Source organism: Alphaproteobacteria bacterium (assembly GCA_016699305.1).
Classification (GTDB): Bacteria; Pseudomonadota; Alphaproteobacteria.
The window spans coordinates 1,251,606-1,278,402 of sequence record CP064970.1 but is presented as its reverse complement, the minus strand read 5'-3'; the positions used below and the strand labels follow the sequence as shown (position 1 = coordinate 1,278,402).

At 60.3% G+C, this 26,797-nt stretch carries 32 protein-coding genes and 1 pseudogene; 32 read left to right on the top strand and 1 reads right to left on the bottom strand.

Annotated features, from left to right (window positions below; translation table 11 throughout):
* The first annotated feature begins 87 nt into the window (after window positions 1-87).
* The 27 genes and pseudogenes from IPI58_06040 (at window position 88) to IPI58_05910 (ending at window position 20,509) form a co-directional block, all read left to right on the top strand.
* On the top strand, window positions 88-309 hold the full coding sequence (locus tag IPI58_06040; protein QQR68412.1) for a helix-turn-helix domain-containing protein: 222 nt from the start codon (window positions 88-90) through the stop codon (window positions 307-309).
* Window positions 302-478 carry a hypothetical protein gene (locus tag IPI58_06035; protein ID QQR68411.1) on the top strand — a complete coding sequence of 59 codons (177 nt, stop codon included), beginning with the start codon at window positions 302-304 and terminating at the stop codon, window positions 476-478. The genes IPI58_06040 and IPI58_06035 overlap by 8 nt, the downstream gene beginning before the upstream one ends.
* The gene (locus IPI58_06030) at window positions 475-768 is read left to right on the top strand and encodes a hypothetical protein (GenBank protein ID QQR68410.1); all 294 of its coding nucleotides are present in this window, start codon (window positions 475-477) and stop codon (window positions 766-768) included. The genes IPI58_06035 and IPI58_06030 overlap by 4 nt, the downstream gene beginning before the upstream one ends.
* Window positions 765-1,661, top strand: a complete 897-nt coding sequence (locus tag IPI58_06025; protein QQR68409.1) for an ATP-binding protein — start codon at window positions 765-767, stop codon at window positions 1,659-1,661. The genes IPI58_06030 and IPI58_06025 overlap by 4 nt, the downstream gene beginning before the upstream one ends.
* Before the next feature lie 3 nt (window positions 1,662-1,664).
* Complete coding sequence (locus IPI58_06020) at window positions 1,665-2,255, top strand: hypothetical protein (protein QQR68408.1); 591 nt, start codon at window positions 1,665-1,667, stop codon at window positions 2,253-2,255.
* Window positions 2,256-2,263: 8 nt separating this feature from the next.
* Entirely contained in the window at window positions 2,264-3,925 is a 1,662-nt protein-coding gene (locus IPI58_06015) for a DEAD/DEAH box helicase (GenBank protein QQR68407.1), read from the top strand.
* Window positions 3,922-4,122 (top strand): hypothetical protein, encoded by a 201-nt coding sequence (locus tag IPI58_06010; protein ID QQR68406.1) that lies wholly within the window; start codon window positions 3,922-3,924, stop codon window positions 4,120-4,122. The genes IPI58_06015 and IPI58_06010 overlap by 4 nt, the downstream gene beginning before the upstream one ends.
* Window positions 4,122-4,874 (top strand): PD-(D/E)XK nuclease family protein, encoded by a 753-nt coding sequence (locus IPI58_06005; protein ID QQR68405.1) that lies wholly within the window; start codon window positions 4,122-4,124, stop codon window positions 4,872-4,874. The genes IPI58_06010 and IPI58_06005 overlap by 1 nt, the downstream gene beginning before the upstream one ends.
* The gene (locus tag IPI58_06000; GenBank protein ID QQR70060.1) at window positions 4,871-7,027 is read left to right on the top strand and encodes an AAA family ATPase; all 2,157 of its coding nucleotides are present in this window, start codon (window positions 4,871-4,873) and stop codon (window positions 7,025-7,027) included. Before IPI58_06005 ends, IPI58_06000 begins: the two co-directional genes overlap by 4 nt.
* Window positions 7,027-7,335, top strand: coding sequence for a hypothetical protein (locus IPI58_05995; GenBank protein ID QQR68404.1), 309 nt, complete (start codon window positions 7,027-7,029; stop codon window positions 7,333-7,335). Before IPI58_06000 ends, IPI58_05995 begins: the two co-directional genes overlap by 1 nt.
* Window positions 7,332-7,805 (top strand): hypothetical protein, encoded by a 474-nt coding sequence (locus tag IPI58_05990; GenBank protein ID QQR68403.1) that lies wholly within the window; start codon window positions 7,332-7,334, stop codon window positions 7,803-7,805. Before IPI58_05995 ends, IPI58_05990 begins: the two co-directional genes overlap by 4 nt.
* Before the next feature lie 5 nt (window positions 7,806-7,810).
* Window positions 7,811-8,008, top strand: coding sequence for a hypothetical protein (locus IPI58_05985; protein ID QQR70059.1), 198 nt, complete (start codon window positions 7,811-7,813; stop codon window positions 8,006-8,008).
* Window positions 8,001-8,456, top strand: coding sequence for a hypothetical protein (locus IPI58_05980; GenBank protein ID QQR68402.1), 456 nt, complete (start codon window positions 8,001-8,003; stop codon window positions 8,454-8,456). Before IPI58_05985 ends, IPI58_05980 begins: the two co-directional genes overlap by 8 nt.
* Before the next feature lie 461 nt (window positions 8,457-8,917).
* A complete protein-coding gene (locus IPI58_05975; protein ID QQR70058.1) occupies window positions 8,918-10,141 on the top strand; it encodes a site-specific DNA-methyltransferase in 1,224 nt (407 codons plus the stop codon).
* Between the two features lie 87 nt (window positions 10,142-10,228).
* Window positions 10,229-10,975 (top strand): hypothetical protein, encoded by a 747-nt coding sequence (locus IPI58_05970; GenBank protein ID QQR68401.1) that lies wholly within the window; start codon window positions 10,229-10,231, stop codon window positions 10,973-10,975.
* A gap of 117 nt (window positions 10,976-11,092) precedes the next feature.
* Window positions 11,093-11,398 (top strand): annotated as a pseudogene (locus IPI58_05965) (site-specific DNA-methyltransferase).
* A gap of 180 nt (window positions 11,399-11,578) precedes the next feature.
* Window positions 11,579-12,064, top strand: a complete 486-nt coding sequence (locus IPI58_05960) for a DUF3489 domain-containing protein (GenBank protein QQR68400.1) — start codon at window positions 11,579-11,581, stop codon at window positions 12,062-12,064.
* Window positions 12,065-12,105: 41 nt separating this feature from the next.
* On the top strand, window positions 12,106-12,633 hold the full coding sequence (locus IPI58_05955; protein ID QQR68399.1) for a hypothetical protein: 528 nt from the start codon (window positions 12,106-12,108) through the stop codon (window positions 12,631-12,633).
* Window positions 12,633-14,552 (top strand): phage terminase large subunit family protein, encoded by a 1,920-nt coding sequence (locus IPI58_05950; protein QQR68398.1) that lies wholly within the window; start codon window positions 12,633-12,635, stop codon window positions 14,550-14,552. Before IPI58_05955 ends, IPI58_05950 begins: the two co-directional genes overlap by 1 nt.
* Window positions 14,553-14,556: 4 nt before the next feature.
* The gene (locus IPI58_05945) at window positions 14,557-14,769 is read left to right on the top strand and encodes a hypothetical protein (protein QQR68397.1); all 213 of its coding nucleotides are present in this window, start codon (window positions 14,557-14,559) and stop codon (window positions 14,767-14,769) included.
* 2 nt (window positions 14,770-14,771) lie between these two features.
* Window positions 14,772-16,283: a phage portal protein gene (locus IPI58_05940; GenBank protein QQR68396.1), complete on the top strand. Its 1,512-nt coding sequence runs from the start codon at window positions 14,772-14,774 to the stop codon at window positions 16,281-16,283.
* A complete protein-coding gene (locus IPI58_05935) occupies window positions 16,280-17,593 on the top strand; it encodes a S49 family peptidase (GenBank protein QQR68395.1) in 1,314 nt (437 codons plus the stop codon). The genes IPI58_05940 and IPI58_05935 overlap by 4 nt, the downstream gene beginning before the upstream one ends.
* 27 nt (window positions 17,594-17,620) lie before the next feature.
* A complete protein-coding gene (locus IPI58_05930) occupies window positions 17,621-18,010 on the top strand; it encodes a head decoration protein (GenBank protein ID QQR68394.1) in 390 nt (129 codons plus the stop codon).
* A gap of 46 nt (window positions 18,011-18,056) precedes the next feature.
* Window positions 18,057-19,076 (top strand): major capsid protein, encoded by a 1,020-nt coding sequence (locus tag IPI58_05925; GenBank protein QQR68393.1) that lies wholly within the window; start codon window positions 18,057-18,059, stop codon window positions 19,074-19,076.
* Entirely contained in the window at window positions 19,076-19,396 is a 321-nt protein-coding gene (locus IPI58_05920) for a hypothetical protein (protein QQR68392.1), read from the top strand. The genes IPI58_05925 and IPI58_05920 overlap by 1 nt, the downstream gene beginning before the upstream one ends.
* A 37-nt stretch (window positions 19,397-19,433) precedes the next feature.
* The gene (locus tag IPI58_05915) at window positions 19,434-20,081 is read left to right on the top strand and encodes a hypothetical protein (GenBank protein QQR68391.1); all 648 of its coding nucleotides are present in this window, start codon (window positions 19,434-19,436) and stop codon (window positions 20,079-20,081) included.
* Window positions 20,078-20,509: an acyl-CoA transferase gene (locus IPI58_05910; GenBank protein ID QQR68390.1), complete on the top strand. Its 432-nt coding sequence runs from the start codon at window positions 20,078-20,080 to the stop codon at window positions 20,507-20,509. Before IPI58_05915 ends, IPI58_05910 begins: the two co-directional genes overlap by 4 nt.
* On the opposite strand, the gene IPI58_05905 is transcribed toward IPI58_05910, so the two are convergent.
* The gene (locus tag IPI58_05905; protein QQR68389.1) at window positions 20,504-21,316 is read right to left on the bottom strand and encodes a hypothetical protein; all 813 of its coding nucleotides are present in this window, start codon (window positions 21,314-21,316) and stop codon (window positions 20,504-20,506) included. The two genes, IPI58_05910 and IPI58_05905, sit on opposite strands and share 6 nt — an antisense overlap.
* 86 nt (window positions 21,317-21,402) lie before the next feature.
* Between IPI58_05905 and IPI58_05900 the strand changes: the two genes are divergently transcribed.
* The 5 genes from IPI58_05900 (at window position 21,403) to IPI58_05880 (ending at window position 26,760) form a co-directional block, all read left to right on the top strand.
* Window positions 21,403-22,344, top strand: coding sequence for a hypothetical protein (locus IPI58_05900; GenBank protein QQR68388.1), 942 nt, complete (start codon window positions 21,403-21,405; stop codon window positions 22,342-22,344).
* Window positions 22,341-22,679 (top strand): hypothetical protein, encoded by a 339-nt coding sequence (locus IPI58_05895; GenBank protein QQR68387.1) that lies wholly within the window; start codon window positions 22,341-22,343, stop codon window positions 22,677-22,679. Before IPI58_05900 ends, IPI58_05895 begins: the two co-directional genes overlap by 4 nt.
* Window positions 22,604-23,044: a hypothetical protein gene (locus tag IPI58_05890; protein ID QQR68386.1), complete on the top strand. Its 441-nt coding sequence runs from the start codon at window positions 22,604-22,606 to the stop codon at window positions 23,042-23,044. Before IPI58_05895 ends, IPI58_05890 begins: the two co-directional genes overlap by 76 nt.
* A complete protein-coding gene (locus tag IPI58_05885; protein ID QQR68385.1) occupies window positions 23,031-25,571 on the top strand; it encodes a phage tail length tape measure family protein in 2,541 nt (846 codons plus the stop codon). The genes IPI58_05890 and IPI58_05885 overlap by 14 nt, the downstream gene beginning before the upstream one ends.
* 94 nt (window positions 25,572-25,665) lie before the next feature.
* Window positions 25,666-26,760 (top strand): Fic family protein, encoded by a 1,095-nt coding sequence (locus IPI58_05880; protein QQR68384.1) that lies wholly within the window; start codon window positions 25,666-25,668, stop codon window positions 26,758-26,760.
* Window positions 26,761-26,797 lie beyond the last annotated feature (37 nt).

Below are 26,797 nucleotides of genomic sequence, written 5' to 3'. Positions count from 1 at the left end.
GTTTCCTAACAAGCACCGGCTCTAATCCCTCACCAGTCACCTGCGAAATTCTCCTTGGTAACGGCAACAAACCAAGGAGAAGCCTCGATGAATGGAACATTCCTTAAGGCTAAGGAACTGGCCCAGCGCTGGAAGCTATCGCCAAGCACTCTTGAGCGCTGGCGGTGGCTTGGCGTTGGTCCGAACTTCGTAAAAATCGGCGGACGTATTCGCTATCGGTTTGACGAAGTCGAGGCATACGAAGCCACGCACGACGAAGGCGCAATGCGCCAACTCGCCGCCCAGGCCGAGGGAGGCGCGAATGTCTGATCCCCGTTCCCAGAAAGATTCCATCGACGCCGTCTTCGGCACGCCCGTCGGGCAGTTGCTGGAGATGGATGAAACCGAACTGCGCCGATTGATGGCCAAGGCCGAATTGGTCTGCCGCTGGCTGCGCGGCGCGCTGCGACTGAAAACCCAAAAAGGAGCAAAGACATGAGCAAAAATATTGGAAAACTTCTCGGCGACGATTTTCTGGCGCGTAACGTGCCGGAGACCGTTCATATCCCGTCCCTTGGCGAGAATATGACGGACATCGTCAAGCCGATCGAACACGCGACCTTGGACGACATCGCCTTCGCCGCGCAAGCCCTCGACGAGAAGATCGATGCGCTGCGGGACGGACTTTATGCCCTGCAACGCCTTTACAGAGAAGCCCGCGCAAAAGGTGCGCTCGGCAGGGACAACATCGTCGAGGCGGTCACGCGCAAGATCGGGGGCGCGCAATGACGTTCCCCATCATCTCCGCCGACGAACGGTTGGCGGAAAAGCGCGGCATCAAGGGCTGCATCTTCGGCAAGTCCGGCATCGGTAAAACGTCCTTGCTCTGGACGCTACCGCCCGAAAAAACGCTGTTCTTCGACCTTGAGGCCGGAGACCTTGCCATCGAAGGCTGGGCTGGCGACACGGTGCGCCCGCGTACATGGCAAGAATGCCGTGACTTCGCGGTGTTCATCGGCGGGCCGAACCCGGCGCTGCGCGAGGATCAGCCATACAGCCAAGCCCACTATGACGCCGTGTGCGAACGCTTTGGTGATCCCGCCGCGCTCAACAAATACGACACGGTGTTCGTGGATTCCATTACCGTCGCCGGACGCCTTTGTTTCCAATGGTGCAAGGGCCAGCCGCAAGCCTTCAGCGACAAGACCGGAAAGCCGGACACGCGCGGCGCATACGGCCTTCACGGCCAGGAGATGATCGGCTGGCTTACGCATCTGCAGCATACGCGCGGTAAGAACATCTGGTTCGTCGGCATCCTCGACGAGAAGCTGGACGACTTCAACCGTCGCTTCTTCCAGCCGCAGATCGAAGGCTCGAAGACGGAGCTAGAGCTGCCTGGGATCGTCGATCAGGTCATCACGATGTGTGAGTTGCGCGCGCCTGCGCGCGAGGGGGCCGAGCTGAAGTCGGATGATGGCACGCCGTACCGCGCCTTTGTCTGCCACACGCTCAATCCGCTCGGATATCCGGCCAAAGATCGATCCGGTCGCCTCGACATGATCGAAGAACCGCATCTCGGCAGGCTGATGGCGAAGATTGCTGGCGCGTTAAAGCCCACACCGGAACGCCTGACCTACGCCCCCCCTGAACAAACCGGCCAACAATCCACGCAGGGAGAATAAGCCATGTCCGTATGGAAAGATTTCGGCAGCGCCGAAGACCAACAAACATTCGACCTTATCCCCAGAGGCACCATCGCCCGCCTGCGCATGACGATCAAACCAGGCGGACACAACGATCCCGACCAGGGCTGGACGGGTAGTTACGCCACGCTCGGCGACAGCGGCGCGGTCTATCTCAACTGCGAATTCGTCGTCCTCGAAGGGCCGTTCGCGCGGCGCAAGGTCTGGAGCCTGATCGGCCTGCACAGCCCGAAGGGGCCGACCTACGCCAATATGGGGCGCTCCTTCGTTAAAGCAATCCTCAATTCTGCGCGCGGGTTTTCCGCCAAGGACGACAGCCCGCAGGCCATGGCCGCCCGCCGTATCAACGGCATCGGCGATCTGGACGGCATCGAATTCACCGCCCGCATCGATGTGGAAAAGGATTCGCGCAGCGGCGATGACAAGAACGTCATCAAGACGGCGATCACGAAGGATCACAAAAGCTATCCCACCGGCCAAACGACCTATGCGCCGCCGCAGTCTCAACAGCATTCCGCACCGCAAGCGCAGTCCGCTGCCCCCGCCAGCAATCTTCCCTCCTGGGCGCGGTGAGGTGCGGCATGTTGCTCAGGCCGAGACAAAGGGAACTCGTCAGCCGCGCCGTGGAGGCTTTGCGCAGGCATGGCAACACGCTGGCCGTCGCGCCCACCGGCGCGGGAAAGTCGATCATGCTCTCCGCGATCATCGGAGAGATGTTCAAATCATCGTCCGGCAAGGCTTGTGTGCTGGCGCACCGCGACGAGCTGACGTTCCAGAACGAGGATAAGTTCCGGCGCGTCAATCCGGACCTTGGCACCGGCGTGTTCGACGCTTCGGTCAAATCATGGCGCGGGGACGTGACCTTCGCCATGGTGCAGACGCTCTCCCGCGAGAACAACCTTTCGGCCATGCCGCCCATCGACATGCTGGTGATCGACGAAGCGCACCACGCCCGTGCCGACAGCTATATGCGGGTGATTGATCGCGCCAAGGCTGCGAATGCGAGCCTGAAGCTGCTGGGCATGACCGCCACGCCCAATCGTGGCGACAAGAAAGGGTTGCGCCCGATCTTTTCGAACGTAGCCGACCAGATCACGGTTAAAGAACTGATCGCATCCGGCCATCTTGTCCCGCCGCGCAGCTTCGTCATGGATGTGGGTGTGCAGGACGAATTACGCCACGTCAAGAAAACGGCCAGCGATTACGACATGGGTGCGGTTGCCGCGATCATGAACACGCGCCCCATCAATGATGCTGTCGTCAAGCATTGGCATGAAAAAGCCGGAGGCCGCAAAACCGTCGTCTTCTGCTCGACCATTGAACATGCGGAGGCCGTGGCAGGCAGTTTCAACGCCGCAGGAATCCCCACCGTCTTCGTCCATGGGCAAATGTCGGACGCCGAGCGCAGCGCCGTCCTTGCCGAATATACCGAAGGCCGCGCACAAGTCATCGTCAACGTCGCGGTGCTGACGGAAGGCTGGGATCACCCGCCGACATCCTGCGTCGTGCTGCTACGCCCCAGCTCGTATAAATCCACCATGATCCAGATGATCGGGCGCGGCCTGCGTACCCTCGATCCCGCCGAGCATCCGAACATCCATAAGAAGGATTGCGTCGTCCTCGATTTCGGCACGTCCACGCTGTTGCACGGGTCGCTGGAGCAAGACGTCAATCTCGACGACCGGATCGGCGATGGCGATGCGCCCTTCAAGGAATGTCCCGAATGCGGCGCGGAGGTTCCCGCCGCCGTCAAGGAATGCCCGCTTTGCGGCTACGAATGGCAAGCGCAGGCCGCCACGAAGGAACTGGCGGAGAACAGCTTCGTCATGGCCGAGATCGATCTGCTCAAACGCTCCAGCTTCCTCTGGGTCGACTTGCAACAGAACGACAAATACTTCCTCGCCACGGGATTCAACGCCTGGGGCGGCGTGTTCTTCAAGGACGGCGAATGGCACGCCGTGGGCGGCATGAGAAACCATCCGCCCAGGCTGCTGGCGGCGGGTGAGCGCATCGTCTGTTTCGCGGCGGCGGATGATTGGCTCAACGCGAACGAAACCGACGAGTCCGCGCACAAGACACGCTCCTGGGTACATCAACCCGCCACGGATAAGCAGCTCCAATATCTGCCCGACCATCGCAACGACTTCGGCATAACCCGTTACAAGGCGTCGGCCCTGATGACGGCGCGCTTCAACCGCGATGGCATCCAGCGTGCCATCCAGTCCGCACGAGGCCATGCATGATCGACAAGCTTCCCCATGAAGAGGCCGCGCTTGCCGCCGTCTTGCCCTTGCTGGGCGAATGCGTGGCCGAGATCGGCATGGACAAGCCTTTGTCCGCCTACAGCCGCGCGCAGGTTCTGACGCTGATCGAAGTCGTCGTCACAGCCTATCAGGACGCGCTCCTTCGCCTCAAGCCGCAGGAAGGATGTCCGTTCTGATGTTGGATTTTAATCACCGCCCGACGATCGCGGACACGATCAACGCGTATATCGACGCCGCAATCCAATCGGCACGCGTCCAACAGCCGGAGCGCGATTATCTGGGCGCAAGCCGCCTTGGCGTGTCCTGCGCCCGCGCATTGCAATACGATTATACAAAGACGCCCAAGGACGAGGATTTCTCTGGCCAGACGCTACGCATCTTCGAGATCGGCCATGTGTTCGAGGCGCTTGCGCTCGATTGGCTGCGTCAGGCCGGATTTACCGTGTTCACACAGAAGCCGGATGGCAAGCCTTTCGGCTTTTCCGTCGCAGGCGGCAGAATTCGCGGCCATGTGGACGGCATCATCAACGCCGCACCAGCCGATCTCGGCATGAGCTTTCCCGCCATTTGGGAATGTAAGTCGCTTAACGCCAAATCGTGGCGCGACACCGTCAAACACGGCCTGAAGAAGTCAAAGCCCGTCTATGCCGTGCAGGTCGCCACCTATCAGGCGTATATGGAGGGCAGCGTCCCTGGCATCTCCGCCAACCCCGCACTGTTCACCGCCGTCAACAAGGACACGGCGGAGATATATCACGAGCTGGTTCCGTTCGACGCAGCTTTAGCACAACAGGCCAGCGATCGCGGCGTCAATGTCATCCGCGCCACCGAGGCCGGAGAATTACTGCCGCGCATTGCCGCCAGCGACGACCACTACGAATGCACCTTCTGTCCGCATCGCGGACGGTGTTGGCAGGTGGCGGCATGACGGGGGCGTGGCAGGATTTCAACGACGCCCCGGATGATCTGCATGGGCAGACCCGCCCAAAGCCCGAAGAGCGGCTGACGATGGACGATCTGAAGGAGCGGTTGCACGGGCGTTTGCGCGAGGCGCTGTTCCATCTGTTGCCGCAGGGCAAAGTCCGCAACGGAAAATTCACCGTGGGCGACGTCCAAGGCAACAAGGGTGACAGCCTTTGTGTGGAATTGTCCGGCGCGAAGATCGGCATGTGGCACGACTTCGCCACGGGCGACGGCGGCGACATCCTTACGTTGTGGGGTGCTGTTCACGGCTGGGATCATCAGACGCAATTCCCGGCGATCATGTGCTCGGCGCAGGAATGGCTCGGCATGCCCGCGCGTCCTGTTCCGAAAACTGTACCGCAAGAGGAAGCCGACGACCTTGGCCCGTACACCGGCAAATGGGATTACCACGATGCCCAAGGCAATCTCATCGCCTGCGTCTATCGCTACGACACGCCGGACGGAAAGGAGTTTCGTCCGTGGAATGTCAAAACGCGCAAACACAAAGCCCCGGAACCGCGCCCGCTCTATAACCAACCCGGCATAATGAGTTCACCTGCTGTCGTTCTGGTCGAAGGCGAGAAATGCGCTGAAGCCCTAATCGGTAAAGGCATTTGCGCCACCACGTCCATGAACGGGGCCAACGCGCCCGTGGATAAAACCGACTGGTCGCCGTTAATCGGCAAGCAGGTCGGTATCTGGCCGGACAACGACGATGCCGGAAAGCGTTACGCCGATGCCGTGATCGGCAAGCTACGCACGCTGGGCGTGGCGTCGCTTTCCATCCTGATCCCGCCCGAAGACAAACCCCAGGGCTGGGACGTGGCCGATGCCGTCATTGAAGGGATGGACGTCCCAGCGTTTCTGGCATCCGCCTATCGCATCACGATTCCGCCAGCATCCGCGCTTCCGGCCTTCACGGTTGGGCATTTGCTGGACGACGACAGCCCCATGCCGGACGATCTCGTCGGGCCGCGCATTCTTACGCCGGGCGGGCTTCTGGTGTTCGGCGGCGCGCCCAAGGTCGGCAAGACCGATCTGCTGATAAGCTGGATGGCCCATATGGCTGCGGGACTGCCGTTTCTCGGCATGAAGCCAGCCAAGCCGCTTAAGATCTTCTATCTGCAAGCGGAGATCGGCTACCACTATCTGCGTGAACGGTTGCGAAATCTGCGCATTGATCCCAATTTCTTGCCGCTCGTCCGCCGGAATCTTGTGGTCACGCCGCAGGTGCGGATGCTGCTTGACGATAAAGGCGTTGAGATGGTGCGCGACGCCATCACGCGCTTCTTCGATCCGAATCTGCTGGATGTCATCGCCATCGACCCGCTGCGCAATGTGTTCGACGCCGGGGAGAACGGCAGCGAGAACGACAACACGGCCATGCTCGCGTTCTTGCAGGATCGCGTGGAGAAGCTGCGCTTTCTGGTCAATCCGGATGCAGGCGTCATCCTCGCCCACCATACGAAGAAGATCACCAAGAAGATGCTGGAGGACGATCCTTTTCAGGCTTTGAGCGGTGCTGGAAGCCTGCGCAGCTTTTACACCACCGGCATCATTCTGTTCCGTTCCGACGAGCAGCAGAGCCTTCGGCAGCTGATTTATGAGTTGCGCAACGGCGAAGGCGTCCCTTCCAAATGGGTCGATAAGATCGACGGTCGTTGGCGCGAGATGGAACAGTATTCCGCGCGTCTGGTGAATAAGGATTACGGCGAGCGGCTCGATAACGAGCGTCGCCGCCGTCATGACGTCATCCTGCAATTGCTGTTTGACGAAGGCCGCAAGGGCAATCTCTATACCCCAACGCAGTTCTGCCAAGCCTTCGAGAACAAAGGCGGTCTCGGCGGCAATCACTCCATCCGCGATCGCATCGATGTTCTGGCCACCAAGGGCTACATCAAGTTCAACAAGGAAGGAACGGTCAAGAGCAAATACGGCGTGATGTGCGTCGAAGGCATGGAAGTCCCCACCGGAGAGGAAGTCGTCGATCAGGCGACGGGCGAGATTTCTCCCGCCATGAAATCGCTCTTGCCGACACATTCCAAGCAGTCTGGAAACGGGGCGATCTTGCCCGTCGAAAATCCCTCCGTCTGGGTCTATCCGGAGGACATCGGGTGATGATTTTCGTCAAAAACATCTCTGTCATTCTGGCCAGAATGACAGAATTCTGGAACGCCCTGCATTCTGGAAATCTGGAATACACCTTTGTTCTCATGGGCTTGCATCGCAATTCCAGAATGACGCGCATTCTGGATGGCATTCTGAAAATCTGGACAAACATCCAGCTTTTTCAAGCTCTTACTCCAATTCCCAGATTCACGGAAAACCCTCTCTCTCCCTACGGGAGAGAGAGCCACCTTTTGGTTGGCTCTCTCATCCTCGGTCGAAAGGGTTTCGCTTTCACCCTGACCGGAGGATGCCCATGACCACACCGACACTCCTTTGCCTCGACCTTGGCACCGCGACCGGCTGGGCGCTCCGAAACGAATACGGCTCGATCATCAGCGGGACGGCACATTTCAAGCCGCGCCGGTTCGAGGGCGGGGGGATGCGCTATTTGCGCTTCAAGCATTGGCTCACGGAAACCAAGAGCGTCTCCGGCCAGATTGACGCCGTGTATTTTGAAGAGGTGCGTCGCCATGTCGGCGTGGACGCCGCCCATGCCTATGGCGGGTTTCTCGCGCACCTGACCGCATGGTGCGAACACCACGCCATCCCCTATGAGGGCGTTCCGGTCGGCACGATCAAACGCTTCATCGCGGGCAGAGGCAACGCCGACAAGGACGCCGTAATCGCCGCGATCAAGGCGCGCGGCCACGCGCCCGAAGACGACAACGAGGCCGATGCCCTGGCCTTGCTCTACTGGGCCATACGGCAACAAGGCGGTGCGGCATGAAGGGCATGAAATGGACACCGCGCGGGTTTGGAGGGGAACGCTCCGATCCGGAAGACGTCAAACGAATGGGCTGGAACAGCGAAGGCATCCTCGTCGTCAAGGCGGATGACCAGCGTCTGTCATGGCCCGAACGGGAACTGATCCGCCAGCTTGGCGAAAAACTTTACGGCAAGCGGCAGCCCCAAGGAGAGCACCATGACTGACACAGGTTGGACGCCGTTACTGGTGGAAGAACGCCTGGCCGAGGCCGCCGACATCCTCAAGGGCATGCCGCCTGTCGCGGTGCGGGGGTATTTCAACGTCTGGCCCAGCATCGTTCACGATTTCGGCGATCTGGTGGGGCAAGAGGCGCCGCGCTTCAAGCGTCCGTATCCGTCCGCCGCCGCCATCAGCCGCATGGAGCAGACTCTCGGCTGGACGATCGGGCTTGATCCGATCGACGCCAAGATCATCTGGCTGCGCGCCCAGGGCGAACGCTGGAAGCGCATCTGTGGCACTGTCGGGCTTGCCCGCGCCGCCGTCCATGAGCGTTGGTTGTACGGCCTATGCGTCATCGCTTGGCGATTGAACAACAAGCCCGTCCCAAAAAATTGGGCGCGGCGTCGCTTCATCGCCTTGGAACGCGACGGCGTGTTTGTGCGGGCTGGATAGAAAAGTGTCTGGCAGACATTTTTGATGCAGACAAAAGACGCCGATTTGAGGCAAAATCCCGTCATGCTCGCAAGAGATGGGCGCGTTCCGGTCCTCTGCCTATGTGAGATGGTGTGAGTGAATGTGAGAAAGCTTCGCTCGTGCTGCTAGGTATTTGAAATCTTGGGTCCTTCCTGGCGGAAAACCTATATGGGCGGGCCCAGCGCGCGAGTTTGCTAGCGTCAGGCGATAAAAACGGGTTACAGGCCGGGCGGTTACATGCGCCCCGCATCGCGCCCAAAGCCGCGTGTTTCCCATGCGTTTTGCGGTTTTCTTCCATGTAACCGCGCCCTGTAACCGCCCCATGTAACCGGCCCATCCGGTTACATGGCCACGCTTCCCTACGAGACGGGAGTTTCTGATTGGATGGTTTGGCTGTATCTGCCGCCGGATGCGACCGCATGTCTGATTTGAACACACGCATGGCTGACCGCATCGAGGTTTGGCCCGTGGAAAAGCTTATCCCCTATGACAGGAACCCGCGCACCCATTCGCCAGAACAGGTGAGCCAGATCGCGGCCAGCATCGTGGAGTTCGGGTTCCTCAATCCGATCCTCGTGGATACGGATGCCGGCATCATCGCGGGCCATGGTCGCCTGCAGGCGGCGAAGCAACTCGGCCTTGCGCAAGTCCCCGTGGTCGTGCTGGATCATCTGACCGAGACGCAAAAACGCGCCTATGTCATCGCCGACAATAAGCTGGCACTCAATGCGGGCTGGGACGAGGATTTGTTGCGTGCCGAGCTTGCCGCTCTGGAGAAAGAGAGTTTCGATCTGCCCGTTATCGGCTTTTCCGACGAGGAATTGGCGGATTTGCTGGCCGACCCCGAGTCTGGATCTGGCAACATGGACGAGGACGCGGTGCCGGAAGCGCCGGAGAATCCCGTCACCAAGCCGGGCGATGTTTATGTTCTCGGCAATCATCGACTGCTGTGCGGCGACAGCACCGTGCTGGCGAATGTCGAAAAGGTTCTCGACGGCGCGCTGGCCGACATGGTGTTCACCGACCCGCCCTACAACGTGAATTATGCCAACACGGCCAAGGACAAGCTGCGCGGGAATAATCGCGCCATCCTGAACGACAATCTCGGCGAAGGCTTTGAAGCGTTTTTGTACGATGCCTGTGTGAATATGCTGACGGTCTGCAAGGGCGCGGTCTATGTCTGCATGTCCTCGAGCGAGTTGCACACGCTGCAAAAGGCGTTCGTCGCGGCGGGCGGCAAATGGTCGACTTTCGTCATCTGGGCGAAGAACACCTTCACCCTGGGCCGCGCCGATTATCAGCGTCAATACGAGCCGATCCTGTATGGCTGGAAGCAAGGCACGGATCACTTCTGGTGCGGCGCGCGCGACCAGGGCGATGTGTGGTTCATGAACAAGCCGCGCGTCAACGATTTGCACCCGACTATGAAGCCGGTCGAGCTGGTGGAACGCGCCATCCACAACAGCAGCAAGAGCCGCGACATCGTGCTGGATGGCTTCGGCGGCTCCGGCACCACGCTGATCGCTTGCGAGAAAGCTGGGCGGCAAGCGCGGCTGATCGAGCTTGATCCCAAATACTGCGATGTGATCGTCCGAAGATGGGAAGAGTTCACCGGCAAGAAGGCGGAACTGGCTTCGGCTTCTTCACGAGATGAGAGGACGTAGATTGCACTTCCTTTACAATTGGTTGGCAGCATATTAGCGTAAGTGCACGGCTTAGGCACGGTTCGTTGACGCTAAAGGATGAACGAGATGAGAAAATTTGAGGAATGGAGTTTTACTTCTGCAAAAGGGTATGAAATTGATGGCAGAACGGACTTCGCAGAAAAGAATTCTCTCAACAGGTGTTTCGTCATTGTGCATGGCTACTGCGGCACCATGAATGAGCATCTTCACGAAGCAACGACCCGCTTCTTCGTCGAGCGCGGATATGACGTCGTCCGGTTTAACCTGCAAAGCCAAGAACATAAATTGCGCGACTGCACGCTTCAAACGCACGCGCATTACTTGCTGTCCGTTTTGAAAGAACACTGCCGTTCCTATAAAAAGGTCTATTTATCCGGTCATAGCTATGGTGGCCCGACTATCATGGTTGCGCAGCCGCAGAACATCGCGGCCATTGCCTTGTGGGATCCGTCATTTAATCTTCCTGAGCTATGGAAGATCATGGAGTGTCAGGACTATGACGATTTCTGTGTTTTGAATTTTGGGGGAAATGAAGTTGTAGCGGGTCTCGAAATGGCCAAAGAAGGCCGAACCCGCTACAAAACAGATGAATGCCTCGCGCTTTCAGAAAGCATCGGCTGTCCGGTAAAAGTCATAAGCGCTTCGGAGGGCGAGGAATTTGAAGTTTATAAAATAGACGGTAAATCCTGGCATAGCGCTGGGCATAAAGACAATTGCAGAGCCGTCATTCCGAATTCAGATCACAACTTTACGAAAGGAAACTCGCTAGAATCAATGTTGCAGGAAACTTTCAATTGGTTCGAAAGGTTTTGATAATTCCCTAACACGCGGCGGCACTATTTTTGTTCAAGCCTGCATGGCGAATGAAGTTCTGAAGGAGCAAGGACGCTGCGTCAAACTGCAAAAGATCAAAGGCAAATTGGTCGACCGCGCGACCAGGGCGATGTGTGGTTCGTGAACAAGCAGCGCGTCAACGATCTGCACCCGACCATGAAGCCCGTGGAGCTGGTGGAACGCGCGATTGGCAACAGCAGCAAGAGCCGCGACATCGTGCTGGATTGCTTCGGCGGCTCGGGCACCACGCTGATCGCGTGTGAGAAACTGGGGCGGCAGGCGAGGCTGATCGAGCTTGATCCCAAATACTGCGATGTGATTGTCAAGCGTTGGGAGGATTTTACGGGCAAGAAGGCGCAAAACGCGACCCCTGAAGTCAAGTCTAATAAAGTGCCGTCATGATGCCGGATTGACTTGATATCCGGCGTGAACAGAGCCTTCATGGAAGGCGTCAGAGGGCGGATGCGCCGCCCTTGAAGCGACGATGTCGTGGTTCGCTCCGCCGGGATGATTCCGAGCGGGGCTTGGGGTGGTAGGGAGGCCCCTATCCGGCGCGTCCCGGAAACCCAAGGGAGAACACCTATGCCTCAAACTCGCTTTCGTCCTCTGACCGAGCTGCAACGCCGTTTGCTGGACGCGGCCGCACGGCGACCGGATCGCGTCATCGAGCTGCCCGCTCAGGTCAAGGGCGGTGCCGCAAACCGGGTGCTCAAGCCCCTGATCGATCAAGGCTTGATCGCGCCGCGCGACCGGATATGTCCTGAAGGCTCGTATCACGGCGTGTTCGTGCTGACCGAGACGGCGATGCGGGCCGCCTCGGCAGAGTCCTCAAGCGATGCGGGGCGGGCCAAGATAAACCCGCTCCCGGGTCCAAGCGGCAAGCAGGCCCGCTTATTGGATATGATGCGCCGTCCCGAAGGTGCCACGTTGGACGAGATGAGGACCGCCACGGGCTGGCAGGCCCACACCGCCCGTGCCATGATCTCGCGCGTGGCGCGCAAGAAGATGGGGCTGCGGGTGATGCGTACCCGCATGGCCTCGGGCGAGACGGTCTATCGCATCGAATGAAGGCGGCGCGGCGCACTTGCGTTTGAGCCGTGCGATCCGTGATGGGAATCAATGTCTCCGCCTATGCGCGGCATAGGGGCGTGAGCCATGTCGCGGTGCTGAAGGCTATCAAGGCCGGGCGCATCGCCAAAGATGCCGACGGCACGATTGATCCGGTCAAGGCCGACGCCGCATGGGGGCGCAACACCAGCCCCGCGCAGCGGCGCAAACCGGCCAAGGAAAACACCGGCAAGATCGAACGCCCCGCCGATGCGCATGCGCCTATTGTTGGCGGCCCCAGTTACGCGCAAAGCCGCGCGATCAAGGAAGCCTATAACGCGCGCCTGGCCAAGCTGGAATATGAGGAAAAGTCCGGCGCATTGGTGCGCACCGATGCCGTCAAGGTCGCGTGGTTCAACACGCTGCGCGTCCTGCGCGATCGCGCCTTGAATTTGCCGGATCGCCTCGCGCCGCTGCTGGCGGCAGAGACAGACCCAAGGCGCGTTCGGGATTTGTTGGACGCACAGCTGCGCCAAATCCTGACCGATGCCGCCGACGACACTGCCAACCTGAACGCGCCCATCTCCTAATGGATGCTCTGCAAGAATGCCTCGCGCATGCCGCCCTCGCGCTGCGGCCCGACCCACGTCTGTCGGTGTCGGAATGGGCGGACGCGCATCGGCATTTGTCGCAGACGGCATCGGGTGAACCCGGCCCGTGGCGGACGGAGCGCACGCCATATCTGAAAGAAATCATGGATTGCCTGTCGCCCAGCTGTCCTGTCGAGAAGATTGTGATGATGAAAGGGGCGCAGACCGGGGGCACGGAAGCGGGCAATAATTGGATCGGATACGTCATGCACCATGCGCCAGGCCCGATGCTGGCGGTGCAGCCGACCGTGGAGATGGCCAAACGCTGGAGCAAGCAGCGCGTGGCGTCCCTGATCGACGGCACGCCTGTGTTGCGCGAGCGCGTCAAGGAAGCGCGATCACGGGACAGCGGCAACACGGTGCAGAGCAAAGAGTTTCCCGGCGGCATTCTGGTGATGACGGGAGCCAATAGCGCGGTGGGCCTGCGCTCCATGCCGGTGCGGTATCTGTTCCTGGACGAGGTGGACGCCTATGATTTCGACGTGGACGGGGAAGGCGATCCGGTCAGTCTGGCCAGCCAGCGCACGATCACCTTCGCCAACCGGAAAATCTTTCTGGTGTCTACGCCCACGATCCAGGGCCTGAGCCGGATCGAGCTGGAATATGAACAATCCGACCGCCGCCGCTGGTGGGTGCCGTGTCCCGAATGCGGCGCATATCAGGTGCTGGAGGAAAAGCGCCTGCAATGGCCAAAGGACAGGCCGGAGGAAGCCGCTTATTTCTGCGTCCATTGCAACGCCGCCATCCCCAGCCATCGCAAGGCATGGATGAACGCGCGCGGGCAATGGCGCGCCGATGCCCCTGGTGTCGGAAAAGCTGCGGGATTTCATCTGTCCGGCCTCAACAGCCCGTGGCTGACATGGGCGCAGATCGCGGAACGCAAGATCGCGGCCAAGGACGATGCGGCGATGAAGGTCTATGTCAACACCATCGAGGCGCGGACATGGACGGAATCCGGCGAAGCGCCGGAATGGCAGCGGCTTTACGACCGCCGCGAGGATTATCGCCTTGGCACTGTCCCTATGGGCGGGTTGTTCCTGACCGCCGGCGTGGATGTGCAAGACGATCGCTTGGAGATCGAGATCGCCGCCTGGGGCCGCGACCGCGAATGCTGGTCGGTGGATTACCGTGTCTTGACGGGATGCCCCGCTCATGCGGATGTCTGGGACAAGCTTGACTTCATTCTTGGCGAGGGATTCAAGCATGACAGCGGCGCGTGGCTGTCGATCGCCAAGCTGGCGATCGATACCGGCGGCCATTACACGCCCGAGGTCTATGACTGGGCGCGGCGCAAAAAGAACGACCGGATCATGGCGATCAAGGGAATGCGGGGGCTGGGGGCCGCTTTGGGCCTGCCCGGCAAAACCGATGTCACGATGGGCGGCAAACGCAAGCGGCGCGGTCTTCTGGTCTGGCCGGTGGGCGCGTCCTTTTGCAAGACCGAGCTTTACGGCAATCTGCGCAAAGACAGGCCGACGGACGGGCGGATCGAAGCCGGAGAGCCTTACCCGCCTGGGTTTTGCCACTTCCCCAAATATGACGAGGAATATTTCAAGCAACTCACCGCCGAACGGCTGGTGACGGTCAAGGACAAGAACGGCTTTCCGCGCCGCGAATGGCGCAAAATGCGCGAACGCAACGAGGCGCTGGACTGCCGCGTCTATGCCCGCGCCGCAGCGGCGCAAATCGGCATCGACCAATTCGGCGAACGACGCTGGCGCGAGCTTGAACGGCAAGTCGGCGTGAATATGCAAGAATCAGAAACGGCTTCCGCTCCGCCATCAGAACGCATCGCGGGCGTCCTGCGCCGAAAGATGCCATCGCGGCGCAAGACCTTTCGTTCCTCTTACCTGAGCTGATCCCATGACCATCGACGAGATGAATGCCCGGCGCGAGGCGCTGCTGGCGGCGCGGTATCGCGGCGTGCGCGTGGTGGAGATCGAGGGGCGGCGCATCACCTATGCGACGGATGCCGAGATGGCCGCCGCTTTGTCCGATCTGGAACGGCGCATCGCCGTGTTGGCCAGCGGTCGGCCACGCCGCCGCATCCTGACCAGCGGCAGCAAGGGGCTGTAACCATGGCGCTTGGGCAAACCCTATCCCGCCTGTGGCGCGGCGCGCTGGGCGGCTTCGCGGGCGGGTTCGAGGCGGCGCAGGGCAATCGGCGTTTGCGGACGTTCCAGCCCTCGCGCCTGCATCTTAACAGCCTGTTGCTGGCGGCGGGGCCCGACATCACGGCGCGGGCGCGGTATCTGGTACGCAACAACGGCTATGCCGCGAACGCCGTGGAGAGCTGGGCAGGCAATGCCGTCGGCGCGGGGATCAATCCGTCGAGCCATATCGCCGATGCGCGCCTCAAATCCAAACTCATGGAAGTATGGGGGCGTTGGACGGATGTCGCCGATGCCGAAGGAATGACGGATTTCTTCGGCCTGCAACGCCGCGCGGCGCGGGAGATGTTCATCGCCGGCGAAGCCTTTCTGCTCTTCCGGGCGCGTCCGGCGGCCTCGGGATTGCCGGTTCCGCTGCAACTGCAGCTTGTGCCTGGCGAGATGCTGCCGCTTTCGAAGAACGAGGCTCTGCCCAAAGGCGGCGTCATCCGCTGCGGCATCGAGTTCGACGCGCAAGGCCAGCGCGTCGCCTATCACTTCCTGCCGCGCCATCCGGGCGATGTGACGCAAGCCAATCTGACTCAGGCTAATCCGACGCTGGAAACGGTGCGTGTGCCCGCATCGGATGTCATTCATCTGCTGGATGCAGCCGAGGCCGGACAATTGCGCGGCGTGTCGCGTCTGGCTCCGGCCATCGTCAAGCTCTTCCTGCTCGACCAATATGACGATGCCGAGCTTGACCGCAAGAAGGTCGCGGCGATGCATGCCTTGTTCATCACGACGCCTGCGCCGGCGGAACCGTTCGACAGTGCCGAGGAAACAGCGCCCAATGGCGAGCGCGTGATGGATGTGCAGCCCGGCCAGATCATGATGCTCGAGCCGGGTGAACAGGTGCAGACCTCCAGCCCCGCCGATGTCGGCCTGACTTATGAGCCGTTCCAGTACCGCACGATCTTGCAAATCGCCGCCGCGACGGGCGTGCCCTATGCCTATGTCTCAGGCGACATGCTCAAGGCCAATTATTCCAACTCGAGGCTGGCCTTGCTGGAGTTTCGCCGCCGCGTCGAGGCTTGGCAGCACGCCGTCATGGCGTTTCAGATGTGCCGGCGCGTTTGGGAACGCTGGATGGATATGGCCGTGCTGGCGGGTGCCTTGACCCTGCGCGGCTATGACGTCAAACGCGCCGATTATCTGGCTTGCGACTGGCTGCCGCCGAAATGGGATTGGGTCGATCCGCTCAAGGACGCGCGGGCCGAGATCGAGCAGATCTCCTCCGGCCTCAAGAGCCGGACGCAGGCCATCGCCGAGCGCGGCTATGACATCGCGCAGGTGGACGCGCAGATCGCCGCAGAGCGGCAACGCGAGTCCGAGCTTGGGATCGCGTTTCAGCAGACGATCCTGCCGCAGAACCTGACGCTGGACGGTGCAAACGATGCCGCGCCGCCCGATGCGAACACCACGGATGAACTGCTTCCATGATCCTGCGCCCCCATATCGCTGCGCGATTGTTCGGCGCGCCCTTGATGCTGGCCAGGCCCAAGCTGGATATTCTGCTCACGGTGCTGGGTCCGCGCCTGGTCGGTCTCGACATGCCGGCGCTGTCGGGCGAGGCGCCGCGTGAGGGCGATGCGACGCCAGCCCTGGCGGTCACGCCCGAAGGCATCGCCGTCGTGCCGGTGATGGGGACGTTGGTCACGCGCTCGGGATATCTGGCCGCCGCCAGCGGCCTCGTGAGCTATGGCGCTCTTAGCGACACCATCGAAGCGGCACTGACCAATCCCGCTATTCGCGCTGTGCTGCTGGAGATCGACAGTCCCGGCGGCGAGGTCGGCGGGTTGTTCGACCTGTGCGACCGGATCAAGGCGTTGAGACAAGCCAGCGGCAAACCGCTTTGGGCCTTGGCGCATGAAAACGCCCTCTCGGCGGCCTATGCCGTGGCCAGTTGCGCCGACAGGCTCTTGCTCACGCAGACGGCGGAGGCCGGCTCCATCGGCGTGGTCGCCGTGCATGTCGATGAAAGCGGCGCTGACGAACAAGCTGGCCTTGCCTGGAGCTTCATCTTTGCCGGAGACCGCAAGATCGACGCCAACGCGCATGAGCCGCTCTCGACCCGCGCCCGCGCCGATATTCAGGCCGATCTGGACGCTCTGTATGCGCGGTTGGTGGCGCGGGTCGCCCGGAACCGCGCCATCTCTGAAGACGCGGTGCGCGGCACCGAGGCTTCCATCTATCGCGGCGAGCGCGCCGTCGCGGCGGGCCTTGCCGATGCCGTCATGAGCCGCGAGGCGGCCCTGGCCCATCTGGCCGCCTCTCTCCCTCGTCCCTTTGCCTTGATCACCCCAAGCCCTCGAAAGGAGGCTTCCATGACCAGCCAAGCTCAACTTCCTCAAAACCCCAATCTTCAAACCCCCAATCTTCAAACCCAAGGCGTAGAGATGCCCAATCCCGATCCCGTGCCGCCGGTTCCCATCGCGGCGGCGGCAGGGCCGCCCGATCCTGCCGCGCTTGAAGCTGGCCTGGCGCAGCGTCTGCGCGACGATTACGCCGAACTGGCCCGGCTCGCCGCGCAGGCAGCGCGTCTTGGCGTAACGCTGGATGTCGCCGACACCATGGCGCGCGGCGTCAAAGCCGATGCCCTGCGCCGCGCCGTGCTTGACGAACTGGCGGCGCGTTCCAACGCCACGGCGGTGGTCGCGGCGGCACCGCCTGCTTCCTCGGTCGTGGACAGTCCCATCTTGCGCCGCGCCCGCGCGGCGGCGCAGCAGGCCGCCGCCAAGATCAAGGCCTAACCCCCACTGACACAGAAAGGAAATCCCATGACCGCTCTGGTTCAATCCCCGACGCTTGGCGATCTTCTCAAATACGAGTTGGAGCCGCGTTACTCGCGCGAGCTTGTCACGCTCAAGGCCGGGGCCGTCTATGCGCTGGGCGCGGTGCTGGGCAAAATCACGGCCAGCGGCATATACCGCCTCTCGCCCATGGCCGAGATCGCCGGCGACGAAGGCGCGCAGGATGCCTGCGCCGTGCTGCTGGAAGCCGTGGATGCCGTAAGCGCCGACGCTGTCGGGCTGGTGGCCGCGCGGGGACCGGTTCTGCTGGCCAAGGCGCTGCTCTCCTATGACCCCAGTGTCGATCAGCCGTCCGAAAAGGCGGCGAAGATCGCCCAGCTTGCCGCTCACGATCTTGTGGCACGCGACACGGCGTAAATCACAACCAAAGCTCCCTCTTGCCAATTAAATCAGGAGAAAACTCATGACCGTCATGATCAATCCCTTCGACGCCGGTGGCTACGGCCTTGCGGATATGACCCAAGCCATCAATATCCTGCCCAACATCTATACGCGCCTGGGCCAGCTCGGCCTGTTCCGCTTCGAGGGGGTGACGCAGCGTTCCGTTCTGATCGAACAGTCGGAAGGCGTGCTCAACCTGTTGCCCAGCGTGCCTCTGGGCGGGGCTTCGACCGTGGCCAACCGCGATCTGCGCTCCATGCGTTCCTTCTCGGTGCCGTGGATCCCGCATGACGACGTCATCACGCCGCAGGATATCCAGGGCGTGCGCGCTGGGGGTATTCCCGACGCCGCCGATCCGCTGGGCACCGTCATGGAGCGCAAGCTCACCCGCATGCGCGCCAAGCACGCGCAGACCCGCGAGTTCATGGAGGTCAACGCCTTGCGCGGCACCGTCCGCGACGGCTCCGGCGCGACGCTTTATGACTATTTTGGCGAGTTTGGATTGACGCGGCTCTCGACGGACTATGCCCTCGGCACGGCGACCACCAATGTGCAAGCCAAAGTGCGCGACGTGCTGCGCAAGATCGAGACCGAACTCAAGGGCGAAAGCATGACCTCGGTTCTGGCGCTCGTCAGCCCGGAGTTCTTCGACAAGCTGATCGGCCATCCCAAGGTGGAGGACGCCTACAAATTCTACGCCACCGGCATCCAGCCTTTGCGCGAGGATGCCCGCCGCCGTTTTCCCTTCGCGGGGATGGTGTTCGAGGAATATGCCGGCACGGTCACGCTCTCCACCGGGGCCACCGAAACCCTGCTCCCCGCCGGAGAAGGCGTCGCGTTTCCGCTGGGTACGCTCGACACCTTCGTCACCTACGGCGCGCCCGCCAATCTGCTGGAGACCGTCAACACGATGGGCCTGCCGATCTACGCGCGTCAGCTGGCGCGTCCGGATGGCGGCGCGATCGAGGTGCGCACCGAGGCCTCGATCCTGCCGGTCAATAAGCGTCCACGATTGGCCGTGCGCCTGTTCAGCGGCAACTGATGACAGGCGGCGTTCTGGAGGCAGCTCTGGGCGATCTGTTCGCCGATCCCCATCTCGCCACGACCATCGCCTGGCATCCTATCGGCGGCGGCGCAGCCCTCAATCTTCGGGCCGTCTTGCGCAATCCCGACCTGGTGACGGGCTTTGGCGAGGGAAGGGTTGCCACGACAAGCATGGTGGTGGAGATTCGCGCAACAGACATCGCCGCGCCCCGGCCCGGCGACAGGCTGGAGATCGACGGCGCGATCTATGTTGTGCAATCCGAGCCTTTGGCCGATGCCGCCCGCCTGATCTGGACGCTGAACACGAGGCCCGAATGAGGTAAGAGGCATGGAGGGCCGGAGGCATGACAAGAACATGAGGATTCTCGCCGCTCTGCAAGGCGATCTGCGCCGCATCATGGCCGCCGAAGTCAAAGCGGCGGAAAAGGCGGTCAGCGGTGGCATACGGCAGGCCACGGATGGTTTAAAGAACGAGTTGCGCGGCCAGGTGACGGGTGCTGGGCTTGGGGAGCGTCTCGCCAAAAGCTGGCGCGGCGAGCTTTATCCCAAGGGCGGCATCAGCATCAACGCCGCAGGGTTTGTCTATACCAAAGCGCCGCAGATCATCGGCGCTTTTGCGTATGGCGTGACCATCCGCAGCAAGCATGGCCGATTTCTTGCGATCCCCACGCAATACGTCACACGCCGCCAGAACAAGAAGATCACGCCCGCCGATTTTGCCGAGGCTGGCATTCCACTGCGCTACGTCCCGCCGCAGGGGAACAGGCGCGTGGGATTGCTGGTCGCGGACGATTTCCGCATCACCAGCAAAGGCAAGGCGCGTGTTGCCAGCGACCGCGCGAGAAAGACCGGACGCGGTTTGGCGACCGTGGTCATGTTCATTCTCGTGCCGCAGGCGCAACTCAAGAAACGCTTCGATATCGACAGCGTTGCCAAAAATTGGATCGACCGCCTGCCGTCGCTCGTCACGGCAAGCTGGCCCGACGAAAAGGAAACCAAATGACCGATAGAGAAGCCATCCTGCAGGCGCTGTTCGCGCTTTTACAAACGATCAGCGATGCCAAAGTGCTGCGCAACGAGGTTTTGCCGGAACGCATCCCCGACGGCGGGTTGATCATCCTGCGCGACGGCGACCCTGGGGAGCCGGAAACGCTGCTGTCGCCGCTGTCCTATTATTGGCAGCACCGCGCACTGGTTGAAGCAGTTGTACAAAAAGGCGATCAGGCCGCGCGCGATCTCGCGCTTGATAACCTATACCGCAGAATTTCCCTCGCTATCGCGGCAAACCGCACCCTGAGTGGACGCTGCGACCGTGTTACGCCGCAAGCGCCGGACAGCAATGTGCTGGTGGTCGAGGGATCGCCGCAAATCAAGGGCGCGGTCATCCCCATCGAACTCATCTACGTCACCACCGACCAGCTTGCATCATGAATGAACAAATAAGCCAAGCAGGTTCCAAGCCTTAAACATTATGATTCCTGTGGTTGTGAGAACAGAGATGGCCGAAATTAGCCAATGTTCTTTTAGCCATTCAATGATAGCTTTAAATGATCGACCATGTTGCGCCCACCAAGTTGCTAGGGTCTTGAGTTCGTTGTGATGAGTGCGGTCTGTAATATTTGCTAAAACATCAACTTTTCGAAGTGTTGATTGATGTAATCTAACGAACTGTTTCTGAACGAAGGCTTCTGCTTCCTCTTTTCCAGTGAGAATATTTTGGCTTGTTATCTTGTTGAGGTTGATTAGTTTTTCTAAGCGTGGGTGGCCGATATAGCCGACACCAAATAAACTGACCAATATTCTTGAAAGATCAAATCTGTTTCGTTCGTCAATGTGGAAAGGAACTCCACCTAAAACTTTAAGGCGATGTTCGAGTGCTTCAAAACCGTAGTTAGCGTCTCTCATATTCCAATGTATCCACTTATAATGTTGTAATGTTTTTGCATGCTCATAGAATTCTTCAAGCATTGAGCGTTCGAGAGAGTTATAATGTTCTTCAATGGAGGTTAACTTATTTTGCCGTTCTGCCATTAGATGGATTGAAAAAGATTTTGTCTGCCCTGTATCGAGATTACGTACAGCTATAGAGGTTATTCTGGGAGACTCTGGCACTGTTCGATCGTAAAAGCTTTCGCATGAATAATGAATAACAACGGCTGTTTCAGCGGACGTAGCAATTTCTTCAAGCTGAGATTTTGCTTTTTTCCACTTGCGATATAAGTCTAGCTGCTTTCCCATTTTACTCCCCATTACCTAGATTTTCCCGCCACTTCTAGCATGTGCGCGAGAAAGATTAAATCCAGCAATAACAAAAGGAGGTAACCATGGCTCGTGCATACGGCGCCAATACCCAGCTATTGGGTCAATTCGAAACGGTCTACGGCACGCCGCCGACCGGAAATTACATCAAGTTTCCGTTCGTATCGTCCGATCTTGGCTCCGAACAGGGTTTGATCGCATCCGATCTGCTCGGCCAGGGCCGCGACCCGTCCCAGCCGATCCGCGATGTCATCCGCGTGGAAGGTAACGTGGTGGTACCTGTTGACCTGCGCAATTTTGGCCATTGGCTGAAGGCACTCTTGGGCGCACCCACCACCACAGGCACAGGGCCTTATACGCACACCTTTGCGTCCGGCGCGGCGAGCCTGCCCAGCATCGCGCTGGAAGTCGGCATGCCGGACGTGCCGATTTACTTCACGGAGGCTGGCGTGCGTGTGAATTCGGCGCAATTGAGCTTCTCGCGTTCGGGGGCGGCCAACGCCACGCTCAACTGCATCGCGCAGGGAGAGACGGATGCGGGCGTTACAGGCGGCAGCACGCCGACCGTGGCATCCTTCACGCGCTTCAACCAGTTTCAGGCATCCATCAAGAAGGACGGCGTGCAGCTCGGTAACGTCACGGGCGCGCAGCTGACCTACACCAACAATCTGGAGCGCATCGAAACCATCCGTTCGGACGGCAAGATCGACGGAGCCGATCCCACCATCGCCGCGCTGACGGGTAATATCGAAGTCCGGTTTGCCGATACCACGCTGATCGACGCGGCCACCGACAATACGCCGCTTGAACTGGCTTTCGCCTATACCATCGACGCCGATAAATCGCTGACCTTCACGGCACATGAGGTTTATCTGCCCAAACCCAAACTGGCGATCTCCGGCCCTGGCGGCGTGCAGGCCAGCTTTGACTGGCAGGCGGCCCGCTCGGCCCTGACCGGGCGCATGCTGACCGTCACTTTGGAAAACGATGTGGAGAGCTACGCATGATCACCTTGAATCTAAAACGAGAAAACTTCTGGCTTGATCTGATCGACGGCGTGCGCGTGCATGTGCGTCCGGCGTCCACCGCCCTTGTCATGGCCGCGCGCGTCGAAGCCTTGAAAGCAGAAGCCGAACCCGCCGCCCGCAGCACCGCACTCATCAAGCATCTGGCGCAACTGGCCATCGTGGAATGGGATGGTGTCGGCGGCGAAGACGGCAAAGCTCTTCCGGTCACGCCGGAGGGTGTGTTTGCTCTCATGGATTTGTGGCCGATTGCCGAAGCCTTCGAGCGTCTTTACCTCGGCCCCGCGCTGTTGCTGGAACAGGAAAAAAACGTCTGACGGCTCGTTGCCGCTGGCATTTTGGCGGCGGGCCGGATTATTGCGCCGGATGCGCCCAAGCGGGTCTTCCCTGCGCCTGCGGTGAAGCCAACGCCGAAGGCGAGCTTTGTCCCTATCGGCAGCATGAACCACAAAGTTTTGAAGGCTGGCAAGCGTGGGATTTGGCGCTCCGCTGCGGCCGGCAAATGCGCCTCAGCCAGATGGTCGCCATCGGCATGGATTTCTCGGCGGCGCTGCACATGGCTGCGGCTCTCGGCCATGACGCAAACGCCACGGCGGAATTTCTGCCTGCCATCGAAACCGGAACGACAACCGCCTTTAACGAAAAACTCAGCAGTGAGATGAAGACCCATGGCCGAACGTAACCTTGCCATTCGATTGACGGTGCTGGACGGCGGCAAGGTCAAGGCGGAGCTGCGCGAGGTCGGCGAGACGGGCGAAAAGTCGCTCAAGAAAATTGAGCTGGCCGGACAGCCTGCCTCGAAATCGCTCCTCGCGCTCAATGCCGCCGCCAATGACGTCAAAGGCTCGGTTGTCGGCCTGACGGGCAACCTTGGCCCGCTGGGATCGGCGTTGGGTGCTATTGGCCCCGTGGGCCTTGCTGTTGGCGCGGCGCTGGCCGTTGTCACGCTGGGCCTGAAAGCCGCCTTTGAACACGCCGCCGAGGCCGAACAGTCCATGGGCCGCCTGCAGGCCGTTCTGCGCGCCACGGGCAACACCACGGGCCTGTCCGGCAAACAGATCGCGGCTTTTGCCGATCAGATCGAATCCTCGACGCTGGCCACCGCCGAACAGGTGCAGGATGCGGCGGGCGTTATGGCCACGTTCCGCTCCGTCACGGGCGAAACCTTCACCCGTGCGATGCGGCTTGCGCAAGATATGTCCGCCGTATTCGGCACCGATCTGCGCGGCAGCGTCACCCAGCTTGGCAAGGCTCTGGAAAATCCCGCCGAGGGTCTGACGGCGCTGCGCCGGATCGGGATCCTGTTTACCGACAGCCAGAAGGAGTTGATCCAATCTCTGGTCGACATGGGCAAACAGGCCGAGGCGCAGAAGGTTATTCTCGACGTTCTGGAGTCCAAGGTCGGCGGCGCTGGCGCAGGCGAGGCCACGGGATTGACGGGTGCCACCAACCGCCTGTCCGATGCCTGGGGCAATTTGCTGGAAGATATCGGCCAGACCCGTGTTATAGCGGGTGCCGCTGAAGGTGCGCTTTCCGGCCTGTCCTATGTCGTCGAAGGTCTGCGCAACCTGATGAAGGACGATCCCATCGGTAAGCAGCTGATGGATGCGCAGCAGGATTTGGCCGAACAGGAAGAACGGCTGAAACGCATCCAAGACTATAAGCCGATCACGCCGTTCACGGATATGAGTCCGATGATCGAGCGGCAGGAAGCGCGCGTTGAAAAAATCCGCGAGGAAGTGAACAAACTCGCAGCGCAGGCCCGCCAGGAAGCGCAGGAATACGAAGCAGAACAGAAAAAGCTGCAGGCGGCGCAGGAACAAGCCGCACGCGACCGCCGCGCCGATCTCTTGAGCGAACAGCGCAAAAAACTGGACGATGCCGTCGATAAACTGGCGACCGATCCTGCCGACCGCATAGCAAGAGTCAACAAGGATCTGGAGACCACACGCACAAGAATTGAAGCCTTACGCGAAAAAGACGGCAGCAATGCGGGCGCGGTGGATGCAGCGCTGAAACAAGCGGAAGAACTCGCCCGCCGTCAAATCGATGCGATTGAAAAGCCCGCGCGCGAAGCCGCCACGCGTGTCATGGAGGCCAATACCAAGGTCGTTGAAGACCTCCAACGTCAGATGCTGGGTCTGGCCGATAAGCGCCAAGCCTTCATCGAACAAGCGGTGGGTCGTCTTTCCAGCGACGCGCAACGCGACCAGACGCGCAAGCTGGCGGCGCAGCTTTTCGACAGTCAGGCGTATTCCGAGGCGCAGAAGGTCGTTGAGGATTTGAATAAACAGCTTGAACGCCTGACCGACAAACGATCTGCGTTTATTCAGGATGCCGCCCACCGCTTGTCGGATAACGCCACCTCCGCACAGCGCGCCGAAGTCGAGAAACTGGCCGCCGCCCTCTACGATCAGGGCGAAGCCCAGCAAAAACTGAACAAGCTCAAACAGGAAGGCGAACAAGTCACGGGTGCCACGCGCACGGCGACGGAATCCTATGCTGCAGAATTAGAGCGTCTTAAAAACATGCTTGATGCGGGCGCGATCAGTCAGGACACCTACAACCGCGCGGTCGCTAATGCTGAAAAGCAGCAGCTTGATGCGCGTAAGGATGCCGAGGCCGGAGCCTTGCGCGCCTTCCGCAACTACCGCGAACAGGCCGAGGATGCGGCATCGGCGGTCGAGAAAGCCTTCACCGAGGGCATGAAGGCGACCGAAGACGCGATTGTGGATTTCGTCACCTCCGGCGGCAAAAGCCTGCAATCGCTGGGTGATCTCGCCAATTCCATCGTGGCCGACATCACCCGCATGGCGGTGCAGAAATCCGTCACGGGACCGTTATTCGACATGCTCGGCAGCAGTCTTGGCGGAAGCGGCGGCGGGTTTCTGGACAGCATTTTCGGCAGCATCTTTCATGAGGGCGGCGAAGTCGGCGGTTCCGCGCCGACGCGAAGGCTTCCGGCTTACGTCTATGCCAGCGCGCCCCGTTATCACACGGGCGGCGTGGCGGGTCTCAAACCTGGGGAAATTCCTGCCATTCTGGAGCGTGGCGAGGTTGTTCTGCCCAAGGACGGCACCCGCATGGGATCACCCGTCAACGTCGTCATGAATATCAGCACGCCGGATGCCAGCAGTTTCCGCAAAAGCCAGTCGCAAATCGCGGCGGAAGCGGCGCGCGGCATCCAGCACGCGACGAGGAATTTATGATTTATCAATGGGAAACCGTGAGGTCGGCTCTTGCTTTATCGGCAGTTTATCGGCATAATAAAGACATGTTAAAAACAGAATATCGGCATTTTCCATGACCCAGACCTTCCAGCCCCGCTTTACCGTCACGCCGGACATTGCCAAGGCGTTGATGCGGATCGAAGCCGTGAAGGAGACGATGATCCGTCTACCCATCACGCCCCGCGTGCTGGCGCATCTGCGGGAAACGGCACGGCTGTTTTCTACACACTATTCCACGCAGATCGAGGGTAACCGCCTGACGCAAGATCAGGTCGCGCAGGTGATCGAGGCCGATCAACACTTCCCAGGGCGGGAGCGCGATCAGGCCGAGGTGAAGGGATATTATGCCGCGCTGGACGAGGTGGAACGCCTCGTCAAAGCCAAGGAGAAAATTGCCGAGGCGCAGGTTCAAAAACTCCACGCTCTGGTCATGGCGGGTGGAAAGACACGCGCCAAGCCAACACCTTATCGAGATGGGCAGAACGTCATCCGCGACAGCCGCTCCAAAGGCATCGTCTATATGCCTCCGGAGGCGAAGGACGTGCCGAAGCTGATGAAGGCGCTGGTCGCCTGGGTCAATAACGAGAGGGACTGGCCTGTCCCGATCCGCGCCGCCATCGCGCATTATCAATACGCGACGATCCATCCTTATTACGACGGCAACGGGCGCACAGCACGGCTTTTGACCACGCTGGTTCTGCACCTTGGAGGATACGACCTTAAAGGGCTGTATGCGCTGGAAGAATACTACGCCCGCAATCTTAGCGATTATTACGAGGCGCTGACCATCGGCCCTTCGCATAACTACTACGAAGGCCGTGCGGAATCCGACATCACGAAATGGGTTGCCTACTTCATCGACGGCATGGCGCATTCCTTCGAGAAGGTGCGTGATCAAGCCTTGGCCGAAGCGGGACAGGGCGGCAAAGACCGGTCGAAAGCCTTGCGCGATCTTGATGCAAGGCAGCGAAAAGCCCTCATTTTGTTCGAGACATCGCGTGAAGTAACCGCCAAGGACATCGGCGAACTGTTCGGCTTCAAGGCGCGGTCGGCGGCGGCGTTGTGTCGGAAGTGGGTGGACGAAGGCTTCCTTGAGATCGCCGATCTATCCCGCAAATCCCGCACCTATCGCCTCGCGGATCAATACGAAGAAATCATCGGCGGCTGATCCCGCCCGATCAATCCAAAAACCTGAAGAAATCTGT